Here is a 24227-nt window from a genome sequence, read left to right on the forward strand (position 1 = left end):
CAGTAAACGGGGGCACCGACAGTTTCCGCCGGTGCCCCCGCCGGGGTTACTTGGCGACGGCGGTGATCAGCTCGCCGTTCGTGGTGTCACCGGAGAGCTCCCAGAACATCGCGCCGCCCAGGCCCTGGGTCCTGGCGTAGGAGACCTTGCCCGCGATCGTCGAGGGCGTGTCGTAGCTCCACCAGTTGCTGCCGCACTTGGCGTACGCGGTGCCCGCGACGGTGCCGGTGGCCGGGCAGGACGTCTTGAGCACCTTGTAGTCCTCGATGCCCTGCTCGTACTTGCCGGGCGCCGGGCCGGTCGCCGTGCCGCCCGGGGCGCTCTGCGTGACGCCGGTCCAGCCGCGGCCGTAGAAGCCGATGCCCAGCAGCAGCTTGCTCGCCGGGACGCCCTTGCTCTTGAGCTTCTGGATCGCCGCGTCGGAGTAGAACCCGGCGGTCGGGATGCCCGCGTACGACGTCAGCGGCGAGTGCGGGGCCGTCGGGCCCTGCGCGGCCCACGCGCCGAAGTAGTCGTAGGTCATCACGTTGTACCAGTTGACGTACTGCGCGGCGCCGCCGTAGTCGGCCGCGTCGATCTTGCCGCCGCCGGTGCCGTCGGCGGTGATCGCCGCGGTGACCAGCTTCGAGCCGAACTTCGCCCGCAGCGCGCTCATCAGGTTCTTGAACGCCGCCGCGCCGCTGGTGTCGCAGCTCAGGCCGCAGGCGTTGGGGTACTCCCAGTCGATGTCGATGCCGTCGAAGACGCCGGCCCAGCGCGGGTCGTTGACCAGGTTGTAGCAGGAGTTCGCGAACGCCGTGGGGTTCTTCGCCGCCTGCCCGAAGCCGCCCGACCAGGTCCAGCCGCCGAAGGACCAGATGACCTTGAGGCCGGGGTGCTTGGCCTTCAGCTTCTTGAGCTGGTTGAAGCTGCCCGCGAGCGGCTGGTCCCAGGTGTCGGCGACGCCGTCGACGCTGCCCGCGGCGTCGTAGGTCTTCTGGTAGTCGGCGTAGGCGTCGCCGAGCGCGCAGCCGCCGTTCGTCACGTTGCCGAAGGCGTAGTTGATGTGGGTCAGCTTGCTCGCCGAGCCCGACGTCTCGATGTTCTTGACGTGGTAGTTGCGGTCGTAGACGCCCCATTCGGTGAAGTAGCCGACCACCTTGCCGACGGAGGCCTGCGCGGTCTCGGTCGCGGCGGTCGCGGCCGGGGCGGTGACCCCGCCCGCGACGAGACCCGCGGCGGCGGCCACGGTCAACAGGGCCGAGAAGCTTTTCCTGCGGAAACGGGACATGCGTTCTCCCTCCCGGGAATTACTCACGGCGTCGGTGCCGGAGTGGTGGGGACCACACTCACCGTAAGTGGACTAGACCACTAGGTCAATGGTTCAGACCATGGCAGATCCACATTCCTTGACAGGAATATGCCCGGCGGAGCACATTTCAGGGGTGATGCAGACTTTCGACGTCCTCGCCGAGCCCCGGCGCCGGACCATCCTCGACCTGCTGCGCGACGGCGAGCGCTCGGTCGGCGAGCTCGTCGAGCAGCTGGAGCTCAGCCAGCCCGCGGTGTCCAAGCACCTGCGGGTGCTGCGCGAAGCCGGCCTGGTGACGGTGCGGGTGGCGGCGCAGCGGCGGTGCTACGCGCTGCGGCCGGACCCCCTCGCCGAGGTCGACGCCTGGCTGGCGCCCTACCGCCGGTTCTGGTCGGACCGGCTCGACGCCCTGGAACGGCGGCTGGAGGAGAGCTGAGCGTCAGCCGAACGCGATGCCCCGCTCCGCCGCGCGGCGCTCGCCCCACTCGTACAACGCCGTCAACGCCGGCCGCAGCTCGTCCCCCACCGCCGTCAGGTGGTACTCGACGTGCGGGACCCGGCCGTCGAACTCCTCGCGGCGGACGATGCCCTCCGCCACCAGCTCGCGCAGCTGCTGGGTCAGCATCTTCTCGCTCACCCCGGGCATCCGGCGCCGCAGTTCGCCGTAGCGGTGGGCGCCCTCCTTGAGGTGGGCGAGGATCACCGGCTTCCACTTCCCGCCGATCAGGTCGACCGCCAGTTCCGTCGCACAGTGGTACCGCTTCATCCCGCTCCCCCTACGCACCGGAAAGTACGTGGTTGCCCGGCCGGGCCGCCCCTGGTTGCCTGATCCGGTGATCGTGCCAGAAACCCCGCCGCCGCCCACCCTCTACGCATGGGCGGGCGGCCACGAAGCGCTCGTGAAGCTGCTGACGATCTTCTACGGCCACGTCCTCGAAGACCCGCTGCTCGAACCGGTCTTCCGCGGCATGGACCCGGACCACCCGAAGCACGTCGCGGTCTGGCTCGGCGAGGTCTTCGGTGGGCCGGCCGAGTACTCCGCGAGCCACGGCGGGCACGCCCACATGGTCGGCCGCCACCTCGGCCGCGGCATCACCGAAGCCCAGCGCCGCCGGTGGGTGAACCTGCTGCTCGACGCCGCCGACGAGGCCGGCCTGCCCGGCGACCCCGAGTTCCGCGCCGCCTTCGCCGGCTACCTCGAATGGGGCAGCCGGCTGGCCGTGATCTTCTCCGCGCCGGGCGCCGAGCCAAACCCGCACGAACCCGTCCCGCACTGGGACTGGACGCTGCCCCCCTGGCAGCCGCCGTCGCCCTGACCGCATAGTGAGGGCAGCCGGAAAGGAGGGCTGCCGTTGATCCGGGTGGACGGCCGGACCCTGCGCTGCGCGGACGTCGTGACCGCGGCGCGCACCGAGGGCCCGCTGGGCATCGACGTCTCGATCGCCGCGCTGCGCGGCGCCGAGCACGCGTGGAAGCTCGCCGAAGAACTCAGCACGCGCCGGGTGGTCTACGGCCGGACCACCGGCGTCGGGGCCAACAAGGACGACTCCGTCGAAAGCTCTGTCGAGCACGGCCTGCGGCTGCTGCGCAGCCACGCCGGCGGCAGCGGCGACGAGATGCCGCCGGGGCACGTGCGGGCGATGCTGCTGATCCGGCTCAACCAGCTCCTGGCCGGGCGGTCCGGGATCAGCCCCGAGCTGATCGGCGCGCTGGCCGACGCGGTCCGCACCGGCGCGCGGCCACTGGTGCACCGGCTCGGCGCGATCGGCACCGGCGACCTGGCCCCGCTGGCCGAGGCGGCGCTGGCGCTCACCGGCGAACGGCCGTGGGTCACCGGGCACGTGCCGCCGGTACCGGTGCGGGCGGGGGACGCGCTGGCGTTCATGAGCAGCAACGCGGCCACGCTCGCCGAGGCGACCCTCGCCGCGATGCGGCTGGACACGCTGACGCGGGCGAGCCACGCCGTCGCGGCGCTGACGTACGTCGCCCTCGACGGCAACCCCGAGGCGTACGCGACGCCGGTGCACGAAGCGCGTCCGCACGCGGGGCAGGTCGCCTGCGCGGCGGAGATGCGGCGCCTGCTGGGCATGCACCAGACGCCGAAGCCGGGACGCCGGCTCCAGGACCCGTTCGGGCTGCGGGCGTTCCCGCAGGTCCAGGGCCCGGCGCTGGACGCGATCCACTACCTGCGGGACGTCCTCGCCGTCGAGATCAACGCGAGCACCGAGAACCCGATGATCTCGACGGTGCACGGCGACGCCTACCACCACGCGCACTTCCACACCGCGTACGTCTCGACGGCGCTGGACCAGGCCCGGGCGACCGTGCACCAGGTGGCGGAGCTGTCGGTGGCGCGGCTCGGCGACCTGGTGGAGCCGGAGTTCACCGGGCTGCGGCCGTTCCTGGCGGCCGGGCCGCCGGGCAGCTCGGGCGTGATGATCCTGGAGTACGTGGCGCACGACGCGCTGACGGAGCTGCGCCAGGCGGCGCTGCCGGCCACGCTCGGCACGGCGGTGGTGTCCCGCGGCATCGAGGACCACGCGAGCTTCTCGACCCAGGCCGCCCGCGCGGCGACCGCGGCGTGTTCGGCGTACCAGCAGGTGCTGGCGTGCGAGCTAGTGGCGGCGGTCCGGGCGTTGCGGATGCGGGAGGCGGACCTGGTGGAGCTGCCGGTGCGCGACGCCTTCGAGGCCGCGTCCGCCGTCCTGGACCCGGGCGTCGACGACCGGCCGCTCACCGGCGACATCGCCGCCGCCGTCGGCGTGCTGGAGCGGCTGGCCCGCATCTAGGCCGTGAACCCGAACCGCCCGTTCCGCCAACAACGGGCAGATGGCCTCACGACAGGCAGGCGGTTCATTGAGTTCACCAGGTGAAACCGGGGACGACGCGGACGTCATCACCGCGTCGCTGGCGCACCCCGAGCGGTTCGCGGTGGTCTTCGACCGCCATGCCCCGCACATCCATCGCTACCTCGCCCGGCGGCTCGGTGGCCAAGCCGCCGACGACCTGATGGGCGAGACGTTCCTGATCGCGTTCGGCGGGCGCGCCCGCTACGACCCGGCGTTCCCGAGCGCGCGGCCGTGGCTCTACGGCATCGCGACAAACCTCGTCGGGCAACGCCGTCGCGAGGAGGCCCGCGAATACCGGCTGCGGGCCGCGCTCGGGCCGCCCGCCGAGGAGGACGGGCACGCGGACCGGGTTGCCGAGCGCGTCACGGCGCAGGCGATGAACGACCGGCTGGCCGCCGCGCTGGCCGGGCTGGGGAGCGGGGACCGCGACGTCCTGCTGCTGATCGCCTGGGAATGCCTGACCTACGAGGAGGTCGCGGCGGCGCTGGGGATCCCGGTCGGCACCGTCCGGTCGCGGCTGAACCGGGCCCGCCGGAAAGTCCGCGTCGCGCTGGCGCCCGAGGAGGTCTCCAACCATGGATGAGATGCAGCTGCTCCGCGATTTCGCGGGGTCCGCCGGACTTCCCGCGCACGAGGACCTGGCCCGGAAGCGGGCCGAGCTGCTCGCGGCCGCGGCCCGTCCCCGGCACCGGCGTGCGCTGTGGGGCGGGGTGACCGCGGCCGGGCTCGCCGCGGCGGTCGCCGCCGTCGTCGTGCTCGCGCCGGCCGAGGAGGCCGTCCGGCCGGTTCCGCCCGCTCCCCCGGCGACCGATCCGGTGCAGATCCTGTACACCGCGGCCGCGAAGGCCCGCGCGCTGCCGGACTTCGTCCCGCGGCCGGACCAGTTCGTCTACACGAGGACACGGCTCGCGGACGGCCGCGAGAACGAAACGTGGGCGTCGGTGGACGGGACCCACGATGGGCTGGTGTTCCTGTACGGCCACGAAGCTTCGCTCGCGGGCTGCCGCGACGGGAAGCGCGTGCAGCAGGAGAGCCACGGGCGGACGGTGACGAACCGGTGCGTGCCGCACCCGGCCGCTCCGGCGGACCTGCCCACCGACGCCGACGCCATGCTCGCCCACCTGCTCCGGAGCACCCACGGCGAAGGCGACACCGTGCACGACCTCGGCAACGAGGTCGTCGAGCTGGCCGAGGGCTACCTGCGCCCGGCGGTGCGGGCCGCCCTCTACGAGGCCGTGGCGAAGGTGCCCGGCCTGGTCGTCCACACCGGCGCGAAGGACGCGACCGGCCGGACCGTCGTCGGCATCAGCTGGGGCAGCACGACCGAGCACGGGATCGGCAACCAGAACGAGTTCCTGTTCGACCCGGTCACCTTCGCCTACGTCGGCGCCGGGACCGGGGTGGTGGTCGGCCAGGGCATCGTCGACGCGGTGCGGCAGCGGCCCTGAACGCGCGAAGGGCCGCCCCGGGATTTCCCGGAGCGGCCCTTCGGCGGGGAACTCAGCCGAAGAAGACTTCGGCTTCCTGGTAGCGCTCTTCCGGGACCGTCTTCAGCTCGGCCGTCGCCTCGGACAGCTTCACGCGGACGATGTCCGTGCCCTTGAGGGCGACCATCACGCCGAAGTCGCCGTCCGCGACCGCGTCGACCGCGTGGAGGCCGAAGCGGGTGGCCAGGACGCGGTCGTAGGCGGTCGGGGTGCCGCCGCGCTGGACATGGCCCAGGACCACCGCGCGGGACTCCTTGCCGGTGCGGTGGGCGATCTCGTCGGCCAGCCAGGTGCCGATGCCGCCGAGGCGGACGTGCCCGAAGGCGTCCTTCTCGCCGGTGAGCAGCTTCTCCTCGCCGCCCTCGGGCAGCGCGCCCTCGGCGACGACGATGATCGGCGCGTACTCCTTCTCGAAGCGGCTCTCGACGTAGGAAACGACCTGGTCGACGTTGAAGTGCTTCTCCGGCACCAGGATGACGCTCGCGCCGCCGGCCAGGCCGGAGTGCAGCGCGATCCAGCCGGCGTGCCGGCCCATGACCTCGACCACGAGCGCGCGGTGGTGCGACTCGGCCGTGGTGTGCAGCCGGTCGATCGCCTCGGTCGCGATGGAGACCGCGGTGTCGAAGCCGAAGGTGTAGTCGGTGGCGCCCAGGTCGTTGTCGATCGTCTTGGGTACACCCACGACGCCGACGCCGTCGTCGGTCAGCCGCTTCGCGACGCCGAGGGTGTCCTCGCCGCCGATCGCGACCAGCGCGTCGACACCCTGGTCGGCGAGGACCTGCTTGATCTTTTCGACGCCGCCCTCGACCTTGTACGGGTTGGTGCGCGAGGACCGCAGGATGGTGCCGCCGCGGGTGAGGATGTCCTCGACGTCGTTCAGGCCCAGCGGGCGGCTGTCGCCGGTGAGGGGGCCGTTCCAGCCGTTGCGGAAGCCCACGAAGTCCCAGCCGTGCACCTCGATGCCCTTGCGCACCACCGCGCGGATCACCGCGTTGAGCCCCGGGCAGTCGCCGCCGCCGGTCAGCACACCGACACGCATGAGAAGCCTCCGTCTGTTCTCGGGAGATGACAGTCACATTTCGTCGGACGCCAGCGTAGCGGCTCTCGTCTTGATCGGTGCAGCCCGTACCACCTGCCGGATCGGTCCGCGTGACCGCTGTGCTACCTTGGCGCCGTGCAGCGCTATTTCTGGTTTACGAAGCCGGCCCCGGGTGGGCACGGCGGCGTGAACCTGCGCTGACCTCCCACCCCGAGCCGGATTTCGAAACCGGCTCGGCGAGTCCCCCGCGGGTCGGTGTCCACCAGGAAGGAACACCCCCGCCATGACGCTCTCCGCCGGACCGGCCACCATCGGTGCCCTCGACGCCGCGCGCACCACCTCGATCAGTCCGCTCATTTCGCCCGCGCTGCTGCGCGAAGACCATCCGGTCGACGCGGCCGTCGCGAAGGTGGTGCGCCACGGCCGCGCCGAAACGGTCGACATCCTCGAAGGCCGCGACGACCGCCTGCTCGTGGTGGTCGGCCCGTGCTCGGTCCACGACCCCGAAGCGGCCCTCGACTACGCCCGCCGTCTGGCGGCGAAGGCCGAGGAGCTGCGCGGCGAGCTGCACATCGTGATGCGCGTGTACTTCGAGAAGCCGCGCACGACGCTGGGCTGGAAGGGCCTGATCAACGACCCGGACCTGGACGGCACGTTCGCCGTCAACAAGGGCCTGCGGATGGCGCGCCGGCTGCTGCTCGACGTGTCCGAGCTGGGGTTGCCGGTGGGCTGCGAGTTCCTCGACCCGATCACGCCGCAGTTCATCGCGGACATCGTGACGTGGGGTTCGATCGGCGCGCGCACGGCGGCGAGCCAGGTGCACCGCCAGCTGTGCAGCGCGCTGTCGATGCCGGTGGGCATCAAGAACTCGACCGAGGGCGACGTCCAGGTGGCGATCGACGCCACCCGAGCGGCGGCGGCGAGCCACGTGTTCCCGGGCATCAACACCGACGGCCTGGCGGCGCTGCTGACGACGTCGGGCAACCCGGACTGCCACGTGATCCTGCGGGGCCACAACGGCGGGCCGAACTACGACGCCGGATCCGTCGCGGACACGCTGGCCCGGCTGGCGAAGGCGGGCCTGCCGGAGCGGGTGATCATCGACGCTTCCCACGGCAACAGCGGCAAGGACCACGTGCGCCAGGGCGTGGTGGTGTCCGAGCTGGCGGCGCGCCTTGCGGCTGGTGAACGCGGGATTTCGGGGCTGATGATGGAGAGCTTCCTGACGGGCGGCCGGCAGGAGCTTTCGCTGGGGCGGGCTTCGGAGCTGACCTACGGGCAGTCGATCACGGACGCGTGCCTGGCTTGGGACGACACGGCGCCGCTGCTGGACGAGCTGGCTTCGGCGGTGCGGGCGCGGCGCTGAGGGCGCGGGCTCGGGTTCGCTGCTCCATGGGGTGCGCTGCGGAAAGTCCGGCTTGGGCTCCCGCAGCGCGCGGGCTGCGCGGAGCGCGGGTTGTCGGGAAGCCCAGCTCCGGCCCAGCGGTGTGGAGCCGCTGCCGGAAGGCCCGCTTGGGCCTGGCGGTGCGGGCTGACCGAAGGTCCGGCCTGGGCTTCGCGGCGCGCGGGCGACGCGGAGCCGCGCCGCCCAATGGTCCGCTTGGGCTCCCGCAGCGCGCGGGCTGCCGGAAGTCCAGCTCCGGCCCAGCGGCGCGGAGCCGCAGCCGGAAGGTCCCCTTGGGCCTGGCGGTGCGGGCTGCCCCGGAGCCACGGCGGTGAGGCTCTCGACTGAAAGCTTCAAGCGTTTGGCCCGAGCGGCGCCGCCGCTCGGGCCCCGGCGAATCCGGCGTCAGCGGGCTGCGGCGTCAGCGGGCTGCGGCAGCGCCAGGCTGCGACGCGCGAAGGCGACGAGAGTCCTGCGCAGCCGCTCTACCCCCGAGCCCGGTCGGCCAACTGCGCACCACTCGGGGGTCCCCGCCCGGGGGATCCCCGGTTTTCACGTTACCGCCAGGCACCGACAGTTTTCGTTCGCAGCGGCCGCACCCCACCCGGCCGCCACCACAGCCTCACCCCGGCTGGAAGAACTCCAGCAACCGCTGAGCCGCGTCCGGGGACATCAGCAGTTCCTGCATCCCCGCCGACATCCGGGCCGCCGTGCCGGTGCGCTCGAACATCTCCTTCTCGTACTCCTCGATCGCCGCCGCCTGGTCTTCCGGGTGTGCCACCAACGCCAGGGCCAGCAGCGCGCCGTCCAGCAAAGCCATGTTCGCCCCCTCCCCCACCGGGGGCATCAGGTGGGCCGCGTCGCCGAGCAGGGTCGCGTTCGGGCGTGATTCCCACGTCAAGCCCACCGGGAGCGTCGTCAGCGTCCGCGGCCGCACCCGGTCGTCGCTCGCCTCGATCAGCGCCGTGATCTCCGGACTCCAGCCCGGCAGCAGCTCGATCAGCCGCGCGCGGACCGCAGCGGGGTCGTCGAACCGGAGGCCGCTCGTGGTGAACCAGTCCTCCGGTGTGTTGTAGAAACTGATGCCGATGCGGACGCGGCCGTCGCCGTTGCGCTGGGCCGACAGGGAAATCCCGTCGCCGAAGACCCAGTAGTTGCCGCGGCCGACCATCGCCGCCAGCTTCGGGTGCGTGCGGTCGATGTCCGGGATGCCCAGCTCGACCACGTTCTGGCCGAGGTGGGCCGGGCGGGCGTCCGTCAGCAGCGCGCGGACCCGGGAGTTCGCGCCGTCCGCGCCGACCAGCAGGTCGTACCGCGCTCTCCCGCCGTCGGCGAAGCGCACCACGCCGTCCGCCGCGGACTCGAACGCGTGCCCCCAACGCACCGCGCCCTCCGGCAGCGAATCCAGCAACAAGGTGCGCAGGTCGGCGCGGTCCACCTCGGGACGCAGGAGCGGGGCGTCGTCGGGGGTGTCCTCCTGCAGCAGCAGGGTTCCGTCCGGCTCGAGCAGGCGCATGTCCTGACCCTCGCCGCGGGCGATCGCGAAGAACTGCTCGAGCAGGCCGGCTTCGCGCAGCGCGCGCTGCCCGGAATGGATGTCGAGCATGCTGCCCTGGTCGCGGGCCCCGCGCGCGGGTTCGCGCTCGTACACGGCCGCGTCGATGCCGTGGACGTGCAGGACCCGGGCCAGGGCCAGGCCGCCCATGCCGGCTCCGATGATGGCGATCTTCATCGTCGTCCCCTTCGATACGCTGTATCTCCAAATACACTGTATCGCGACAGCCGATGTATCGTCCGCGGCATGTTGGTGTGGGAACGACCCGAGCCGCCGGAGCGGCCGGCGCCGGCGCCGCTGAGCCGGGAGGCGATCGTCCGGGCGGCGGTGCGGCTGGCCGACGCGGACGGCCTGGACGCGGTGTCGCTGCGCAAGGTCGCCGGTGCGCTGGACGTCGGGCCGATGCGGCTGTACGGCTACATCGACACCAAGGAGGAGCTGCTCGACCTGATGGTCGACGCGGTCTACGCCGGGATCCGGCCGGAGGGCGACGGCTGGCGCGAGGTGCTGCGCTCGCACGCCGAAACCGTCCGCCGGGCCGTGCACCGGCACGAGTGGCTGGCCGACCTGCTCGGCGGACGGCCGCAGCTCGGGCCGAACACCCTGGCCAGCGGGAACGCCGTGCTCACCGGGCTGACGGACCTCGACCTCGACACCGCCGTGCCGGCGATCTCCGCGGTCAACGCGTACGTGATCGGCGCGGTGCGGCGGGAGGTCGGCGAGCGGCGGGCCGAGCGGACCAGCGGGCTGGACAGGCGGCAGTGGCAGGCCGCCTACGGCCCGTACCTGGAGCGCACCTTCGCCTCGGGGCGGTTCCCCGCGGTGGAGTCGATGGTCCGCGACGGCCCGCACCTGGACGCCGGGGAAACCTTCCGGATCGGCCTCGAATTCCTGCTCGACGGCATCGCCGCCCGCCTCAGCGGCGGTGGAAGTACTCCTCGATGACTTCCCAGCGGGCCAGGTTGTGCTTCGCGTCCGCGAGGGCGTCGTGCTGGTCGGTGGGGGCGGCCGGGAGCTTCGGCTTGCCCGCGTCCTCCCAGCGCTGACGCAGGTCGCGGGTGAACCGCGGCAGCTGCCGCGGCAGGGCGGGCATCGGGCCCCAGAGCTGGGCCAGCGCCACGTGGTCGTACGCCGCGAACCAGGCCCACAGCTCGATGCCGCCGGGCGGCTTGCCGAAGAACTCGAGCAGGTCGGCGCGGATCTTCTCCCGGCTCCGCCAGGCCGGGTCCGCCGGTGAGGGCAGCTTGTCCAGGACGTTGTCGCGGACCCAGGCGCCCGCGCGAGCCGGGTCGAACTCCGTCGAGACCGCGTAGAACTCGCGGCCGCGTTCGTCCACCACTCCGATCGACACCAGATCGATGGTCACGCCGTCTTCGATGAACTCGGTGTCGTAGAAAAAACGCACTGGTGAACAGTAGTGGGTCAGCCGACCTTCGATTCGGGGACCCGGGCCGCGTCGCGCGCGGCAGGCTGAGCAGGCACCTTTGGCTTCACGCCGGCTGCCTCCGCAGCCAGGAGTTCCTTCGCTTTCGCCGCGTAGATGTCGACGTACTCCTGGCCGGACAGCTCCATGAGCGCGTACATGATCTCGTCCGTGATGGACCGCTCGATGAAGCGGTCACCCGAGAGGCCCTCGTAACGCGAGAAGTCGAGGGGCTTGCCGAAACGGACCTCGAGACGGCGCGGCCACCACATCTTGGAGCCGATCGGGTTGACCTTGTCGGTGCCGATCATCGCCACCGGGACCACCACGCCGCCGGACTCCAGGGCGATCCGGGCGACGCCGGTCTTGCCCTTGTAGAGCCGGCCGTCCGGGGACCGGGTGCCCTCCGGGTAGATGCCGAGCAGGTGGCCGGCCTTGACCAGGCGGATCGCCGTGTCGAGCGCGGCCTGCGCGGCGTTGCCGCCGGAACGGTCGATCGGGAACTGGCCGACGCCGGTGAAGAACCACTTCTTGAGGGTGCCCTTGAAGCCGGGCTCGGTGAAGTACTCCGACTTCGCCGGGAAGGTCACCTTGCGCTTGACCCGCAGCGGCATGAAGAAGGAGTCGGCGACCGCCAGGTGGTTGCCGGCCAGGATCGCGCCGCCCGTCTCGGGGATGTTCTCGGCGCCGACGACCTTGGTCGGCCACAGCGTCTTGAGCAGCGGTCCGATGAACACCCACTTCATGAGCCAGTACAGCACCGGTGCCTCAGTCCTCCATCGCAGCGCAGCCCCTGTTCACCCGAGACGAACAGCCTACGAACACCGGCGGCAACCGCACAACGCGGACCACCCGGTTACCGCTTCGGCAGCGATCGATCTCACAGCGAATTCCGGGCCCGGGCGGAGCCCCACAACGTCCGCCGGGCGTGAGAGCATGGAGGGACTGCCCCGCTCACACGGAAGGCGATCGCATGGGCGTGCTCGCCGGCGCGGAACCGTTCGGCCACACCGGTTCGGCCGATACCGGGTTCCTGCTCTGCCACGGGTTCACCGGTACCCCGGCGAGCATGCGGGCCTGGGGTGACCACCTGGCCGAGGCCGGGTTCACGGTGCGCTGCCCGCTGCTGCCGGGCCACGGGACCCGCTGGCCGGACCTCAACCGCACGACGTGGGAAGACTGGTACGGCGCCGTCCGCGAAGCCCTGCTCGCGCTGCTCTCGACGTGCAAGACCGTCTTCGTCGGCGGCCTCTCGATGGGCGGCACGCTCACCCTGCGCCTGGCCGAGGAGTTCGGCGACCGGATCGCCGGGATCGTCCTGGTCAACCCGTCGGTGACGCGGCTGAAGTGGGACACGAAGCTGCTGCCGGTGCTGGGGAAGATCGTCCCGTCGGTGCCGGCGATCGCGAACGACATCAAGAAGCCGGGCGAGACGGAGCTGGCCTACCCGCGCACGCCGGTGCGGGCCGCGGCGAGCCTGGCGAAGCTGTGGGCCGTCGTACGCGCCGACCTGGCGAAGGTGACGCAGCCGGTGCTGCTGCTGCACTCGTCGGTCGACCACGTCGTCGAGCCGGTGAACTCGCAGCTGGTGCTGCAGGGCGTCTCGAGCACCGACGTCACCGAGGTGGTGCTGGAGAACAGCTACCACGTGGCGACGCAGGACAACGACGCCGAGGTGATCTTCACGCGCAGCGTCGAGTTCGCGAAGGCGCGCGCCGCCCAGCCGGAGGAGACCGCATGAGCCGGGGGAAGGACGGGCCGGAGGACGTCGACGCGACGTTCGCCGAAATCGTCGCCGACCTGCGGGCCGGCGGGTTCGGGCTCCCCGAAGAGGACACCGCCGACACCGCGGACACCGCAGAGGCCCCCGGTGCCACCGGCGCCGGCGCGGGGAGCGAGCCGCGGAAGGCGCCGGAGCGGTCTCCCGAGCCGCCGGCCGTGGACACCCCGCCGGAGCCCGGCTGGCGGTCCGGCGGCACGACGTGGGACACCACGATGTTCTCCGACGACCCGGCGGACGACGACGAGCACTACGTCCCGCCGGAGCCGCCGCCGCTGCCCCGGCCGAAGATGGGCGCGTTCCTCATCCTGCTGCTGTTCCTGGCCGGGCTGTTCCTGCTGATCCTGCCCGGCGCGATCGGCGTCGGCCCGACGGTGGCGACGCCGCTGGGCATCCTCGCGCTCGCGACGGCGATCGCGCTGCTGCTGCTCCGCGTCCGGCAGGGTCCGCCCCCGGGGGCCGATCCCAGCACCGGCGCCCAGGTCTGATCTCCCACGGCGATGCACATCGAGTTCAGCCCTTCGCGGCGATCGACCGTCGGCGTGGAGTGGGAGCTCGGCCTGGTGGACCGCCGCAGCGGCGAGCTGTCCTCGGTGGCCGAGCAGATCCTCGAGGCCGTCCGGCCTGACGGGCAGGCCGAGCACCCGAAGATCAAGCAGGAGCTGCTGCTCAACACGATCGAGATCATCACCGGCGTCTGCGGCACGATCGCCGAGATCAAGGCCGACCTGAACGACTCGCTCGACGTCGTGCACGGCGTCGCCGACCCGCTCGGCGTCGAGATGTTCTCGGCCGGGACGCACCCGTTCTCGAACTGGTACCAGCAGAAGGTCACCGACAAGGAGCGCTACGCCAAGCTGATCGACCGGACCCAGTGGTGGGGGCGGCAGATGCTGATCTACGGCGTCCACATCCACGTCGGGGTCGACCACCGCGAGAAGGTGCTGCCGGTCCTCGACGCGCTGCTCAACTACGCGCCGCACCTGCAGGCGCTGTCGGCGTCTTCGCCGTACTGGGGCGCCGAGGACACCGGGTACGCGTCGAACCGGGCGCTGATGTTCCAGCAGCTGCCGACGGCCGGGCTGCCGTTCCAGTTCCGGAAGTGGGCCGAGCTGGAGAGCTACGTCGAGGACATGTTCACCACCGGCGTGATCGACAGCTTTTCGGAGATCCGCTGGGACATCCGCCCGTCGCCGAAGCTCGGCACGATCGAGATGCGCGTCTGCGACGGCCTGCCGACGCTGGAGGAGGTCGGCGCGATCGCGGCGCTGACGCAGTGCCTGGTCGACGACTTCGTGGAGCGTCTCGAAGACGGCGAGATCCTGCCGACGCTGCCGCCGTGGCACGTCCAGGAGAACAAGTGGCGCGCGGCCCGCTACGGCACCGACGCGATCGTCATCCTGGACGCGGCCGGGCGCGAGCGCCTGGTCACCGACGACGTGGCCGACCTGCTGGACCGGCTGGAGCCGGTGGCACGGCGCCTGGACTGTGTGGCCGAGCTGCGCGACGTCGAGTCGATCCTGCGGTACGGGCCGAGCTACCGGCGGCAGCGGGCGGTGGCGGAGCGGCACAAGGGCAGCCTGAAGGCCGTCGTGGCGTCGCTGGTCGCCGAAATGCGCGACGGGATCGCGAAGGATTAGAGCGCGTCCAGCCGGGTGCGGAGGGTGCCGGGGCCGAGGATCGACGCGCCGAGGGCCTCGACCCGCCCCTTGAGCTCCCGGTCAGCCGTGGCGACGAGGATCTTTCCCGGTTGCTGCGCGACGACCTCGACGATCTTCGAGTCGCCGTCGGTGTCCGCGGCAACGACCTCGACACCCGGCGTCGACGTGACGTGCTTGGCCTTGCCCTCGACGACCAGGATGACCCGCGGCCACCACGTCACGGCGGCGTCGTCCGGATCCGGCACCCCGGCTTCGGCGAGCTTGGCGAGCTGGTCACGGAGGCGCTCGGCGGCACCGTGCCGGTCACGCCACCAGCCGTCCGGCCGCGACCCGACGACGTTGGCGCCGTCGACGACCAGGACCAGCTCCTGCCCGACCCGGTCCCGCAGGTCCGGCCAGGCGGCGGCGAAGTCGCGGTGCAGGGGGTAACCGGGGACGTCGTCGGGATCCACCCAGCGCACCTCCGCACTTTCGGTGTTGGCCACCCGAGCCTCGGCGCCGTCGGCCAGGGCGAGGATGGTGGTGTAGCTCCAGTTCCCATGGTCCACCACGGACGCCGAGACCGCGCGGAAGGCCTCGGCGGCGACGGAAGCCTCCTCGAAGGCTTCACGGGCGGCGGCCCCTTTGGCCGTCTCGCCCGCCTCGATGGCCCCACCGGGCAGCGCCCAGGTACGGCCGTGGTGCACCCACCAGGCCCGGCGCTGCAGGAGCACCCCCCGCGCGGGGTCGACGAGCAGCAGGCCGGCGGCACCATAGCGCCCCCAGTGCAAGTGCCCGCAGGAGCAGCGGACGAAGACGCTCGCGGCGGGGACACTCACCCGCCCAGCGTGTCACAGGTCGGCCGCGCACCGCTTCGCCCGCGGGAAAGCGACGGCAGCAAACGGACCCGCGAGAAAGCAGGCGTACTCCGCGCTGCGGGCCTCGGAGCAGCCACGGCAGGAGACAGACCCGCGGGAAAGCCACGGCAGCAAACGGACCGGAAGGAACGGGGCCCACACCCCCCGCAACCCCGATCCGAAGCCAGAACACGGCCGGCGGTGCCGGGTCAAGGCATCTTTCCCGCCTTGACGCGGCACCGCCGGCCGTAGTCACAATCGGGCTTCGGGGTGGCGAAGAAGACCGCCGAACGGGCCGGGCGATGCTCGCCGAAACGTGAGCCGGCTTCGCGGGCCCGCCCCCGTCTTCCACGCTACCGGGAACCACCGACAGTTCCGCGCGAGCGAGCCACCGCACCCGGGCAACTGTCCACAAGCGAAGGTCACACCCGGGGGTCAGCAGAAAATCAGACCGGGGTCTTCGCCGCCTCCAGGGCCAACGCCGCCGCGCCCACGATCGCCGTGTCATCACCCAGGTGAGCAGTGCGAATGCGAGCCAACGGCCGGTGCCGCGCCCCCGTGATCGCGCCCGCGTAGTGCTCCCTGGCCTCGTCCAAGAACAACGGTGCCGACTCCGACACCCCTCCGCCGATCACGATGATCTCCGGGTCGAACACGTCCGCCACCAGTGCCAGGCCCTCGCCCAGCCACTTGGCCAGCTCCGCCATCGCCAGCTGGGCGATCGGGTCGCCGTCGCGCGCCGCGCCCGCCACCCGGCGGCCCGTCACCGAGCCCGGGTCGCCCGCCACCTGGGGCGCCAGCACCGTCGAACGGCCCGGGTGCCGCGCGAGCAGCTCCACCGCCGTCGCCGCCAGCGCCGTTCCGCTGCAGTACCGCTCCCAGCAGCCGTACTTGCCGCACGGGCACGGGCGCCCTCCGCGAACCACCGTCAGGTGGCCGAGCTCCGGGGCCACGCCGTACGCGCCGCGGAACAGCTTGCCGTCCAGCAGGAGGCCCGCTCCGATGCCCGTGCCCAGGGCCACCAGGGCCGCCACGTGGGCGCCGCGGGCCGCGCCGAAGCGGTGCTCGCCCACCATCGCCGCGTTCACGTCGTGCTCCAGCAGCACCGGGAGGCCGACGCGCTTTTCGATCCGGTCCGCCACCGGGGCGCCGCGCCAGGCCAGGTGCGGGGCGAACATCACCGACCGGCGGTCGCGGGCCACGAAACCCGCCACCGCGAGGCCGACCCCGGCCACTTCGTGCCGGTTGCGCAGGTCCTCGACGACGCCCGCGATGGCGTCCTCGAGCGCGCCTTCCTCGGTCGGCGTCGCGACGCGGGCCGTGTCGAGCAGGGAGCCGCGTTCGTCCACCACGCCGGCCCGGACACTCGTCCCGCCGACGTCCACCCCTATCGTCCGCACTCAGCTCTCCCACTCGTCGCGCCGGCGGACGGCGATGTGCTGCACCCGCACCGGGACCGCTGCGTCCGCCGGTGGCCGCGGCGGCGGCCGGAACCCGGGCATGTGCACGCCCTCGTCCGGCTCCCAGCGGTCCGCGAGCACCGCCCGGAGCAACGCCACGAGCTGCGCCAGCTGTTCCAGCAAGCGGGCCGCGAATTCGGGACGCTCACCGCGCACCACGGCGACGATCGCACACAGCGGGCACCAGCCGCACGCCGAGCCGTCCGGTTTCGCCTGGTCAGGGTCCCCGTGGCCGGCGGCCACAACGCCCTCCAGCCACGGCGCGGCCTTCTCCACGACCATCTCGGCGAGCAGGCGGATCTCCTCCGCGAGCCGCGGTCCGGCGGCCTCGTCCTCTTCGCTCACCCGCGTCCCCGGTTCCCGGCCAGGTGCACGACCAGGCCGTCGGCGTCGGATTCCGCGCCGGTGATCCGGCACGGCCGCAGCGGCTCCGGCAGGGCGATGAGCCTGCGGAAGCCGTCCACGGTGATCGCCAGGTCGTCGTCGACGCGGGCGAGGTCGACCTCGGCGTCCCGCGTCAGCGGGATCGCGACGCGCAGGGTGTACCCGCCGGTGGCGGGCCGCACGCGCAGCAGCGGGGTGACGGGCGTGCCGTCACCGTCGAGCGGGTCGCCGCCGCGGTACAGCTCGGCGGCGATCTCCAGCAGCGCGGGCAGCCCGACCGGCTCGGCCGCGCGGTGCTCGACCCGGGTGACCGGCGCGATCCCGGCCGCGGCGAGCTCCGCGAGGACGGCGTCCTGCTGCGTCCGCCGCGTGCGCAGCCACGACGCGGCGCCGCCGCGCCAGATCCCGGGCGCGGGCATGAGGCGGTTGGCGATCAGGCCGTCGACGGCGATCCCGCGCAGGGCCAGCGAGCTCAGCGTGCGGCGCGCCTCGGCGACGACCACCCGCTCCGGCGTCAGGACCAGCCGGACCGTCGTCACCGCCGGGTCGGTGAGCAGCGCGCGCAGGCCGTCGAGGTGGGCGCCGAGCCGGCGGACCGGCTCGGTGACGCGGCGCCCGAAGGCGCGGGCCAGGTAGCCGGAGACGGCTTCGGGCAGGGACAGCAGCCGCAACGTCTCGGCCGTCGGGCCGCAGTCGACGACGATGGTCTCCCACGGGCCGTCCTCGGCCAGCCGGCGGACCTCGGTCAGCGCGAGCAGCTCGTCGACGCCGGGCAGCACGGTGAGCTCTTCGGCGTCGAGGTCGTCCAGGCCCGCGCCGGACAGCACCGCCCTGAGCTGGCCGCGCAGCCCGGCCCAGGTGGCGTCCACCAGCGTGCGCGAATCGACCTGCGCCCCGGACAGCAGCGCGTCCACTTCGGACGGTTCGGCGCCGAGCGGGCGGCCGAAGGCGTCACCGAGGGAGTGCGCCGGGTCGGTGGACACGACGAGGGTCTTCCTGCCGCGGGCGGCGAGGGTGGCGCCGGTGGCCGCGGCCAGCGTGGTCTTCCCGACACCCCCCTTGCCGGTGAACAGCAGGATCCGCACGCGTTAGCCCTCGGCCCGCTTCTTGAGCTCCTTCAGCGCGGTGTCCATGACCATCTTCTCGGCCTTGCGGCGCAGCAGGCCGATCATCGGCAGGGCCAGCTCGACCGACAGGGTGTAGGTGACCCGCGTCCGGCCGCCGAGGTCGGCCAGCGCGTAGCGGCCGTTCTGCGCCTTCTGCATCTGGCCCTTGACCAGGTGCCAGCTGACGCCGAGGCCGTCTTCGTCCCAGTCGTACTCGAGGGTGTAGACGTCCTTGATCGGGCCCGCGTCGAGGGTGAGCTTGACCTGCTTGGCCCGCCCGCCGGCATCGGTGTCGAGGACCTCGGTCTCCCGGACGGCCTTGGCCCATTCCGGATAGGCGGGGAAGTCGGCGATCACGGCCATCACCCGGCTGGGCTCGGCGTCGACCTCGATGGACTGTGTGGACTGCTCGGCCATGGGACGAAGCGTAGCCGCCGCGGTCGGTCACCAGCGCAGCACGTACGGCTGCCCGGTCTCCTTGAAGTGACCCACGTTACGGCACTCGGTCAGGCCGACCCGGGCGCGGGGCGCCAGGGGCTGGTGCACGTGCCCGAACACCGACCAGCGCGGCCGCTGCGCCCGGATCAGCTCCAGCAGCGCCACCGAGCCGATCTCGTTGCGGCGCGCCACGACGTCGTAGACCAGTTCCGGCAGGGCGGGCGGGCCGTGCGTGCAGAGGACGTCGACGTCGGTGAGCGCGGCCACACTGCGGTCGTAGTCCTCGCGATCCCGCAGGTAGGGGCGCCAGGCGGCGCCCTTGCGGCGGCGCGGGACGACGCCGTCGGGCAGCAGCGCGCCGCCGACGAACCCGAACCGCAGGCCGCCGATCTCGGCCACCTCGCCGTCCAGCACCCGGATGCCCTCGCCGGCGAACTCGGGCCACAGGTCCGGGGTGTCGACGTTGCCGGGGGTGGCGTAGGTGGGCGCGGTCATCGCCGCGAAGAGCGTCGCGTACTGGGCGCGGATGGCTTCGTCGACCGCGCCGGCCGGGTCTTCGAGGCCCGCCCAGAGCGTGCGCGAGAAGGCAACGGTTTCGTCACGGGTGCCCTCGCGGCGCAGGCGCGCGAACTCGCCCACCTTGTCCGCGCCGAACAGGGCCCCCATGATGCCCTTCTCGTGGTCGCGGTAGTCGACGAAGTCGATCAGGTCGCCGAGCACGACCAGGGCGTCCGCCCCGTCGCCCGCCCGCTTCAGCGCGTCCGCGTTGCCGTGCACGTCCGAGACGACGTGTACCCGCACCCCTGGTCCCCTTAGCCCTCGCCGCGCGGAGGAACGCCGGGCTCGCGCCCGTCCTCCAGGATCTCCTTCAGCCCGAGCGCGATCGCCTTCGCCGCGCGGGCCCGCCGGTCGAACTCCCGGCGCAGCTCGCGCGGGCCCGGCGCGCGGGGCGTCCCGGCCGCGTCGGCGGGGGTCGCCCGCAGGAAGTAGTGCAGCAGGGTGCCGTCGAGCACCGGCTCGAGCCAGACCTCCATCGTACCGACGAGGGCACCCCCCACGGTCCAGCGCAGCCCCTTGTCGCCCCGGTCGGTGTAGACCTCGAGGACCAGGTCGGGCCAGTACCGCCGCCAGGACGCCGGTTCGGCGAAAACCGCGGCCACGGTGGCCGGCGGCACGGCGAGGAAGGTCTCGTCGACGATGTCGAGGGAGGGTGGCGCGGTCACGTGCGAAGAATGTCACGGCCTCGCCGCGCGCGGGCGATCAGCATGGTCTTAAGGTGCTCACCACGCTAAGTTGACTGGCGGGTAACAGCGGTGTCGCCTGCCGCACGCGTTGAACACGGAGGTCCACGTGCGCGAATACAGCGCTCCCGCCGGCAAGCCGGTGGCCGACGACGAGAACATGTCCGATGTCGTCTGGGCGAACGCCGAGCGGTTCTCCGACGTGGTGAGCTTCCGCCGCCAGGTCGAGGGCAGCTGGCTGGACGTGACCGCCAAGGAGTTCGCGGCCGAGGTGCTGGCCGTGGCCAAGGGCATGGTCCGGGCCGGGATCGGCCGCGGCGACCGCGTCGCGATCATGTCGAAGACCCGCTACGAGTGGACCCTGATCGACTTCGCGATCTGGGCGGCCGGCGCGGTCACCGTCCCGATCTACGACACGTCCTCGCCCGAACAGGTGTTCTGGATCCTCTCCGACTCGGCCGCGAAGGGCGTGTTCGTCGAGACGAACGGCCACGCCGCGGCGGTCGAGGAGATCCGCGACCGGCTCACCGACCTGCAGAACACCTGGCAGATCGAGGGCGACTCCCCCGCCGTCGAGGAGTTGTCCGCGCTGGGCACGTCCCTGTCGGACGACGAGCTGCACGACCGGCGCCGCGAGGTGACCGCGGACGAGCTCGCCACCATCGTCTACACCTCGGGCACGACCGGCCGCCCCAAGGGCGTCGAGCTGACCCACCGCAACCTGCTGGCCGAGATCCGCGCCGACATCGAGGCGTTCCCGCAGCTGATGGAGCAGGGCAACTCGCTGCTGTGCTTCCTGCCGCTGGCGCACGTGCTGGCCCGCGCGATCGCCGTTACCGCGCTGACCGCCCGCGTCACCCTCGGGCACACCCCGGACGTGAAGAACCTGGTCGCCGACCTGGGCACCTTCCGGCCGACGTTCGTCGTCGCCGTGCCGCGCGTCTTCGAGAAGGTTTACAACTCGGCGAAGCAGAAGGCGCACAGCGAGGGCAAGGGCAAGATCTTCGACGCCGCCGAGGCGGTCGCGGTCGAGTACAGCCAGGCGCAGGACAAGGGCGGCGCCGGGTTCGCGCTGAAGCTCAAGCACCTGGCGTTCGACAAGCTGGTGTACGGCAAGCTGCGCGCGGCCCTCGGCGGCCGCTGCGTCGCGGCGGTGTCCGGCGGCGCTCCCCTCGGCGCGCGCCTGGCGCACTTCTTCCGCGGCATCGGCGTCCCGGTGTTCGAGGGCTACGGCCTGACCGAGACGTCCGCGGCGGCGAACGTCAACACCCAGACGGCGTTCCGGGTGGGCACGGTCGGCAAGCCGGTCAACGGCACGTCGGTCCGCATCGCCGACGACGGCGAGGTCCTCCTCAAGGGCGACGTCGTGTTCCGGGCGTACTACAACAACCCGGCCGCGACGAAGGAAGCGCTGACCGACGGCTGGTTCCACACCGGCGACCTGGGCGAACTGGACGTGGACGGCTTCCTGAAGATCACCGGCCGCAAGAAGGAGATCATCGTGACGGCGGGCGGCAAGAACGTCGCCCCGTCCGGCCTCGAGGACACGATCAAGGCATCTCCGCTGGTCAGCCAGGCGATGGTGGTGGGCGACCAGCGCCCGTTCATCGCGGCGCTGGTGACGGTGGACGAGGAGTACTTCCCGTCCTGGAAGACCCAGCACGGCAAGCCCGCCGGCGCATCGGTGGCGGACCTGGCTTCGGACGCCGACCTGCTCGCGGAGATCCAGGCCGCGGTGGACGAGGCGAACAGGTCGGTGTCCAAGGCCGAGGCGATCAAGAAGTTCACCGTGCTGGCGAACGACTTCACCGAGGCCGGTGGGGAGATCACGCCGAGCTTGAAGCTGAAGCGCAACGTGGTCTCGAAGAACTACGCGAACGACATCGAGGGCCTGTACAAGAAGTAGTCAGCCTTGCCGCTGGGCCGCGATGAAGTCGCGGTACCAGCGGTAACTCGACCGCGGCGTGCGCTCCTGCGTCGCGTAGTCCACGTGGACCAGCCCGAAGCGGTGCTTGTACCCGTGCGCCCACTCGAAGTTGTCCAGCAGCGACCAGCAGAAGTACCCCCGCAGGTCGACCCCGGCCGCCGCGGCGGTGCGGGCTGCCTCGATGTGGTCGTTCAGGAAAGTGATGCGCTCGTAGTCCGCGAAGTCGCTTCGGTCCGCGTACACGCAGCCGTTCTCCGTGACGTACACCGGGGGCAGGTCCGGGTAGCGGTTGTGCAAGCCCACCAGCGCTTCCGTCAGGCCCTCCGGCTCCACCGGCCAGCCCATGCCCGTCCGCGGGACGTCCGGCAGCCGGGTCGTGTCCACGCCGATGTCGGTCACCGTGCGCCGGGCCGGGTCCGGCTCGCGGTGCGGCGCGTCCGCCACGTGCAGGCGGTAGTAGTAGTTGACGCCCAGGTAGTCGAGCGGCTCGCCGATGATCGACAGGTCTTCGTCGTGGCGGAACGAGAACTCCGAGACGCCGTTGAACATCGCCGGCAGGCCCGGGGCGTAGCGGCCGCCGAACAGCGGGTCGGTGAACTGGCGCCGCAGCAGGGTGTCCTGGCGGGCGGCCGCCGCCGTGTCCGCCGCCGAATCCGAGACCGGGACCGCGGGCGACTGGTTGAGCACGATGCCGAACTGGTGGTGCGGCAGCGCCAGCGCCCGCATCGCGCGCACCGCCAGGCCGTGGCCGAGCAGCAGGTGGTGGGCGGCCGCCAGCGCGCCGTCGCCCTCCCGTGCCCCGGGCGCGTGGCGGCCTTCGCCGTACCCGGCGACCGCGCACGGGTACGGCTCGTTCAGGGTCGTCCAGTGCTCGACCAGGTCACCCAGCTCCGCGTGGACCAGCGCCGCGTAGTCGGCGAACCGCAGCGCCGTGGCGCGGGACCGCCAGCCGCCCTTGTCCTCCAGAGCCTGGGGCAGGTCCCAGTGGTAGAGCGTCAGGAACGGCTCGATCCCCTTCTCCCGCAGCCCTTCCACGAGCCGCCGGTAGAAGTCCAGGCCGCGGCGCTCCACGGTGCGCCCGTCCGGCTGGATCCGCGGCCAGGACACCGAAAACCGGTAGGAGTCGACGCCCAGCCCGGTGAGCAGGGTCAGGTCGTCCGGCCAGCGGTGGTAGTGGTCGGCCGCCGGTTCCCCGGTGTCGCCGCCCGCCACCGCGCCCGGCACCGCAGCGAAGGTGTCCCAGATGGACGGTCCGCGGCCGTCCGCGGTGGTGGCTCCCTCGATCTGGAACGCCGAGGTTGCGACACCCCAGCGGAAGCCGGGTGGGAAACTGGTGGTCACGGTCTACTCCGGGAGGGTCAGCCCTTGAGCGCGCCCTGCATGATGCCGCCGACGATCTGGCGGCCGAACAGCAGGAACACGATCAGGACGGGGACGGTGCCGATGGTGGCGGCGGTGAGCACGAGCGTGTAGTCGGTGGTGTATCCGCTGGCCAGTGTGGACAGTGCGGTTTGGACGGTCGGGTTCTCCGGCACCAGCACCACCAGCGGCCAGAAGAAGTCGTTCCACGCCTGCATGAAGGTGAACAGGCCGAGCACCGCCGCGGCCGGGCGGGCGGCGGGCAGGGCCACGTGCCAGAACAGCCGCAGCGATCCGCAGCCGTCCATCCGGCCGGCTTCCAGCAGTTCCAGCGGGAGAGCGCGTTCGAAGTACTGGCGCATGAAGAACACGCCGAACGCGGTGACCAGGCCGGGCACGATCACCGCCTGCAGCTGCCCGGCCCACCCGAAGTCGGCCATCATCATGTACAGCGGCACGACGCCCAGTTCGGTCGGGATCGCCTGGGTGGCGACCACGACGAGCAGCAACGCCGTCCGCCCGCGGAAGCGCATCTTGGCGAAGGCGAACCCGGCCAGCGTCGAGAACAGCACGACCGACACGGTGATGGTGCCCGCGACGATCAGCGAGTTGCCCAGCGCCAGCGCGAAGTCCGTCTCGTCGAAGACGCGGGCGATGTTCGCGAACAGGTGCCCGCCGGGGACGAGCACCGGCGGCACCTTCCCGACCGCCTCCGTCGTCTGCGAGGAGACGACGAACGACCAGTACACCGGGAACGCCGAGCCGGCCAGGATCGCGACGAGCGCGGCGTAGGTCCACGGGCTCGTGGCCCGCCGGACCAGCCGCCGCGCCCGGCCGGGCGGGCTCGGCGCCGCGGCGGGCGCCGACGTCAGCACGGTTGTCATGTCGCTCCTCGTGTCGTGGGGGGGGGGTGGTTATAAATTTGAATGAAGATTGAGAAAAGAAAAGAGAAAAAGGGGGAATGTGGGGGGGGGGGGGGGGCAGACACGCCCCGCCCCCCGCGAGCG

General features: G+C 72.1%; 26 protein-coding genes. 11 read left to right on the forward strand and 15 right to left on the reverse strand.

The window, feature by feature from the left end; genetic code table 11:
- Positions 1–46 precede the first annotated feature (46 nt).
- On the reverse strand, positions 47–1270 hold the full coding sequence (locus ABZW17_RS34815; RefSeq protein WP_354823627.1) for a glycoside hydrolase family 18 protein: 1224 nt from the start codon (positions 1268–1270) through the stop codon (positions 47–49).
- 157 nt (positions 1271–1427) lie between these two features.
- Here ABZW17_RS34815 and ABZW17_RS34820 point away from each other — a divergent pair, with 157 nt between their 5' ends.
- A complete protein-coding gene (locus tag ABZW17_RS34820; protein WP_354823679.1) occupies positions 1428–1727 on the forward strand; it encodes a metalloregulator ArsR/SmtB family transcription factor in 300 nt (99 codons plus the stop codon).
- A gap of 3 nt (positions 1728–1730) precedes the next feature.
- Here ABZW17_RS34820 and ABZW17_RS34825 read toward each other — a convergent pair whose 3' ends face one another.
- Entirely contained in the window at positions 1731–2057 is a 327-nt protein-coding gene (locus ABZW17_RS34825) for a helix-turn-helix domain-containing protein (RefSeq protein ID WP_354823629.1), read from the reverse strand.
- Positions 2058–2124: 67 nt separating this feature from the next.
- On the opposite strand from ABZW17_RS34825, the gene ABZW17_RS34830 reads away from it, so the two are divergent.
- The 4 genes from ABZW17_RS34830 to ABZW17_RS34845 all read left to right on the forward strand — a co-directional run bounded on the left by ABZW17_RS34830 (position 2125) and on the right by ABZW17_RS34845 (position 5588).
- Positions 2125–2607 carry a group II truncated hemoglobin gene (locus tag ABZW17_RS34830; RefSeq protein WP_354823631.1) on the forward strand — a complete coding sequence of 161 codons (483 nt, stop codon included), beginning with the start codon at positions 2125–2127 and terminating at the stop codon, positions 2605–2607.
- Positions 2608–2643: 36 nt separating this feature from the next.
- Entirely contained in the window at positions 2644–4080 is a 1437-nt protein-coding gene (locus tag ABZW17_RS34835; protein ID WP_354823633.1) for an aromatic amino acid ammonia-lyase, read from the forward strand.
- Between the two features lie 67 nt (positions 4081–4147).
- Positions 4148–4723, forward strand: a complete 576-nt coding sequence (locus ABZW17_RS34840; protein ID WP_354823635.1) for an RNA polymerase sigma factor — start codon at positions 4148–4150, stop codon at positions 4721–4723.
- The gene (locus ABZW17_RS34845; RefSeq protein WP_354823637.1) at positions 4716–5588 is read left to right on the forward strand and encodes a CU044_5270 family protein; all 873 of its coding nucleotides are present in this window, start codon (positions 4716–4718) and stop codon (positions 5586–5588) included. The genes ABZW17_RS34840 and ABZW17_RS34845 overlap by 8 nt, the downstream gene beginning before the upstream one ends.
- A 52-nt stretch (positions 5589–5640) precedes the next feature.
- Here the strand turns inward: ABZW17_RS34845 and ABZW17_RS34850 are convergent, their stop codons facing one another.
- Positions 5641–6666 (reverse strand): 6-phosphofructokinase, encoded by a 1026-nt coding sequence (locus ABZW17_RS34850; protein ID WP_354823639.1) that lies wholly within the window; start codon positions 6664–6666, stop codon positions 5641–5643.
- 283 nt (positions 6667–6949) lie between these two features.
- Between ABZW17_RS34850 and ABZW17_RS34855 the strand changes: the two genes are divergently transcribed.
- Positions 6950–8032, forward strand: coding sequence for a 3-deoxy-7-phosphoheptulonate synthase (locus ABZW17_RS34855; RefSeq protein ID WP_354823641.1), 1083 nt, complete (start codon positions 6950–6952; stop codon positions 8030–8032).
- Between the two features lie 640 nt (positions 8033–8672).
- Here the strand turns inward: ABZW17_RS34855 and ABZW17_RS34860 are convergent.
- Complete coding sequence (locus tag ABZW17_RS34860; protein WP_354823643.1) at positions 8673–9782, reverse strand: NAD(P)/FAD-dependent oxidoreductase; 1110 nt, start codon at positions 9780–9782, stop codon at positions 8673–8675.
- Positions 9783–9851: 69 nt separating this feature from the next.
- Between ABZW17_RS34860 and ABZW17_RS34865 the strand changes: the two genes are divergently transcribed.
- Complete coding sequence (locus ABZW17_RS34865; RefSeq protein ID WP_354823645.1) at positions 9852–10550, forward strand: TetR/AcrR family transcriptional regulator; 699 nt, start codon at positions 9852–9854, stop codon at positions 10548–10550.
- On the opposite strand, the gene ABZW17_RS34870 is transcribed toward ABZW17_RS34865, so the two are convergent.
- Both ABZW17_RS34870 and ABZW17_RS34875 read right to left on the reverse strand, forming a co-directional pair.
- Positions 10522–11010 (reverse strand): polyadenylate-specific 3'-exoribonuclease AS, encoded by a 489-nt coding sequence (locus ABZW17_RS34870; protein WP_354823647.1) that lies wholly within the window; start codon positions 11008–11010, stop codon positions 10522–10524. The genes ABZW17_RS34865 and ABZW17_RS34870 overlap by 29 nt on opposite strands.
- A 17-nt stretch (positions 11011–11027) precedes the next feature.
- Complete coding sequence (locus tag ABZW17_RS34875) at positions 11028–11789, reverse strand: lysophospholipid acyltransferase family protein (protein WP_354823649.1); 762 nt, start codon at positions 11787–11789, stop codon at positions 11028–11030.
- 212 nt (positions 11790–12001) lie between these two features.
- Between ABZW17_RS34875 and ABZW17_RS34880 the strand changes: the two genes are divergently transcribed.
- Genes ABZW17_RS34880 through ABZW17_RS34890 form a run of 3 tightly spaced genes read left to right on the forward strand, consistent with a single transcriptional unit; the run spans position 12002 to position 14448 of the window.
- Entirely contained in the window at positions 12002–12769 is a 768-nt protein-coding gene (locus tag ABZW17_RS34880; RefSeq protein ID WP_354823651.1) for an alpha/beta fold hydrolase, read from the forward strand.
- Complete coding sequence (locus ABZW17_RS34885; RefSeq protein WP_354823653.1) at positions 12766–13296, forward strand: hypothetical protein; 531 nt, start codon at positions 12766–12768, stop codon at positions 13294–13296. The genes ABZW17_RS34880 and ABZW17_RS34885 overlap by 4 nt, the downstream gene beginning before the upstream one ends.
- A gap of 12 nt (positions 13297–13308) precedes the next feature.
- A complete protein-coding gene (locus tag ABZW17_RS34890; protein ID WP_354823655.1) occupies positions 13309–14448 on the forward strand; it encodes a glutamate--cysteine ligase in 1140 nt (379 codons plus the stop codon).
- Here the strand turns inward: ABZW17_RS34890 and ABZW17_RS34895 are convergent.
- From ABZW17_RS34895 to ABZW17_RS34925, 7 genes are all read right to left on the reverse strand, one after another.
- Positions 14445–15287 (reverse strand): NUDIX domain-containing protein, encoded by an 843-nt coding sequence (locus ABZW17_RS34895; protein ID WP_354823657.1) that lies wholly within the window; start codon positions 15285–15287, stop codon positions 14445–14447. The genes ABZW17_RS34890 and ABZW17_RS34895 overlap by 4 nt on opposite strands.
- A 464-nt stretch (positions 15288–15751) precedes the next feature.
- On the reverse strand, positions 15752–16690 hold the full coding sequence (locus tag ABZW17_RS34900; protein WP_003074370.1) for an ROK family protein: 939 nt from the start codon (positions 16688–16690) through the stop codon (positions 15752–15754).
- Between the two features lie 15 nt (positions 16691–16705).
- Complete coding sequence (locus ABZW17_RS34905) at positions 16706–17110, reverse strand: hypothetical protein (protein ID WP_354823659.1); 405 nt, start codon at positions 17108–17110, stop codon at positions 16706–16708.
- The gene (locus ABZW17_RS34910; protein ID WP_354823661.1) at positions 17107–18234 is read right to left on the reverse strand and encodes an ArsA family ATPase; all 1128 of its coding nucleotides are present in this window, start codon (positions 18232–18234) and stop codon (positions 17107–17109) included. Before ABZW17_RS34910 ends, ABZW17_RS34905 begins: the two co-directional genes overlap by 4 nt.
- Before the next feature lie 3 nt (positions 18235–18237).
- Complete coding sequence (locus tag ABZW17_RS34915) at positions 18238–18672, reverse strand: SRPBCC family protein (RefSeq protein ID WP_354823663.1); 435 nt, start codon at positions 18670–18672, stop codon at positions 18238–18240.
- A 27-nt stretch (positions 18673–18699) separates the two neighbouring features.
- Positions 18700–19494, reverse strand: a complete 795-nt coding sequence (locus tag ABZW17_RS34920; RefSeq protein WP_354823665.1) for a metallophosphoesterase — start codon at positions 19492–19494, stop codon at positions 18700–18702.
- 11 nt (positions 19495–19505) lie between these two features.
- Positions 19506–19916: a polyketide cyclase / dehydrase and lipid transport gene (locus ABZW17_RS34925; protein WP_354823667.1), complete on the reverse strand. Its 411-nt coding sequence runs from the start codon at positions 19914–19916 to the stop codon at positions 19506–19508.
- Between the two features lie 127 nt (positions 19917–20043).
- Here ABZW17_RS34925 and ABZW17_RS34930 point away from each other — a divergent pair, with 127 nt between their 5' ends.
- Positions 20044–21840, forward strand: coding sequence for a long-chain fatty acid--CoA ligase (locus ABZW17_RS34930; RefSeq protein WP_354823669.1), 1797 nt, complete (start codon positions 20044–20046; stop codon positions 21838–21840).
- On the opposite strand, the gene ABZW17_RS34935 is transcribed toward ABZW17_RS34930, so the two are convergent.
- Both ABZW17_RS34935 and ABZW17_RS34940 read right to left on the reverse strand, forming a co-directional pair.
- Positions 21841–23202 carry a GH1 family beta-glucosidase gene (locus ABZW17_RS34935; protein WP_354823671.1) on the reverse strand — a complete coding sequence of 454 codons (1362 nt, stop codon included), beginning with the start codon at positions 23200–23202 and terminating at the stop codon, positions 21841–21843.
- Positions 23203–23219: 17 nt separating this feature from the next.
- Positions 23220–24104: a carbohydrate ABC transporter permease gene (locus ABZW17_RS34940; protein WP_354823673.1), complete on the reverse strand. Its 885-nt coding sequence runs from the start codon at positions 24102–24104 to the stop codon at positions 23220–23222.
- Between the last annotated feature and the right edge of the window lie 123 nt (positions 24105–24227).

The organism is Amycolatopsis sp. NPDC004625 (assembly GCF_040609695.1).
GTDB lineage: Bacteria > Actinomycetota > Actinomycetes > Mycobacteriales > Pseudonocardiaceae > Amycolatopsis.

Excerpts from the sequence above, each read along its gene's own strand:
- ABZW17_RS34815 (WP_354823627.1), bottom strand. The coding sequence starts at position 1,270 with ATGTCCCGTTTCCGCAGGAAAAGCTTCTCGGCCCTGTTGACCGTGGCC.
- ABZW17_RS34820 (WP_354823679.1), top strand. The coding sequence starts at position 1,428 with ATGCAGACTTTCGACGTCCTCGCCGAGCCCCGGCGCCGGACCATCCTC.
- ABZW17_RS34825 (WP_354823629.1), bottom strand. The coding sequence starts at position 2,057 with ATGAAGCGGTACCACTGTGCGACGGAACTGGCGGTCGACCTGATCGGC.
- ABZW17_RS34845 (WP_354823637.1), top strand. The coding sequence starts at position 4,716 with ATGGATGAGATGCAGCTGCTCCGCGATTTCGCGGGGTCCGCCGGACTT.
- ABZW17_RS34850 (WP_354823639.1), bottom strand. The coding sequence starts at position 6,666 with ATGCGTGTCGGTGTGCTGACCGGCGGCGGCGACTGCCCGGGGCTCAAC.
- ABZW17_RS34855 (WP_354823641.1), top strand. The coding sequence starts at position 6,950 with ATGACGCTCTCCGCCGGACCGGCCACCATCGGTGCCCTCGACGCCGCG.
- ABZW17_RS34860 (WP_354823643.1), bottom strand. The coding sequence starts at position 9,782 with ATGAAGATCGCCATCATCGGAGCCGGCATGGGCGGCCTGGCCCTGGCC.
- ABZW17_RS34865 (WP_354823645.1), top strand. The coding sequence starts at position 9,852 with ATGTTGGTGTGGGAACGACCCGAGCCGCCGGAGCGGCCGGCGCCGGCG.
- ABZW17_RS34880 (WP_354823651.1), top strand. The coding sequence starts at position 12,002 with ATGGGCGTGCTCGCCGGCGCGGAACCGTTCGGCCACACCGGTTCGGCC.
- ABZW17_RS34885 (WP_354823653.1), top strand. The coding sequence starts at position 12,766 with ATGAGCCGGGGGAAGGACGGGCCGGAGGACGTCGACGCGACGTTCGCC.
- ABZW17_RS34890 (WP_354823655.1), top strand. The coding sequence starts at position 13,309 with ATGCACATCGAGTTCAGCCCTTCGCGGCGATCGACCGTCGGCGTGGAG.
- ABZW17_RS34915 (WP_354823663.1), bottom strand. The coding sequence starts at position 18,672 with ATGGCCGAGCAGTCCACACAGTCCATCGAGGTCGACGCCGAGCCCAGC.
- ABZW17_RS34940 (WP_354823673.1), bottom strand. The coding sequence starts at position 24,104 with ATGACAACCGTGCTGACGTCGGCGCCCGCCGCGGCGCCGAGCCCGCCC.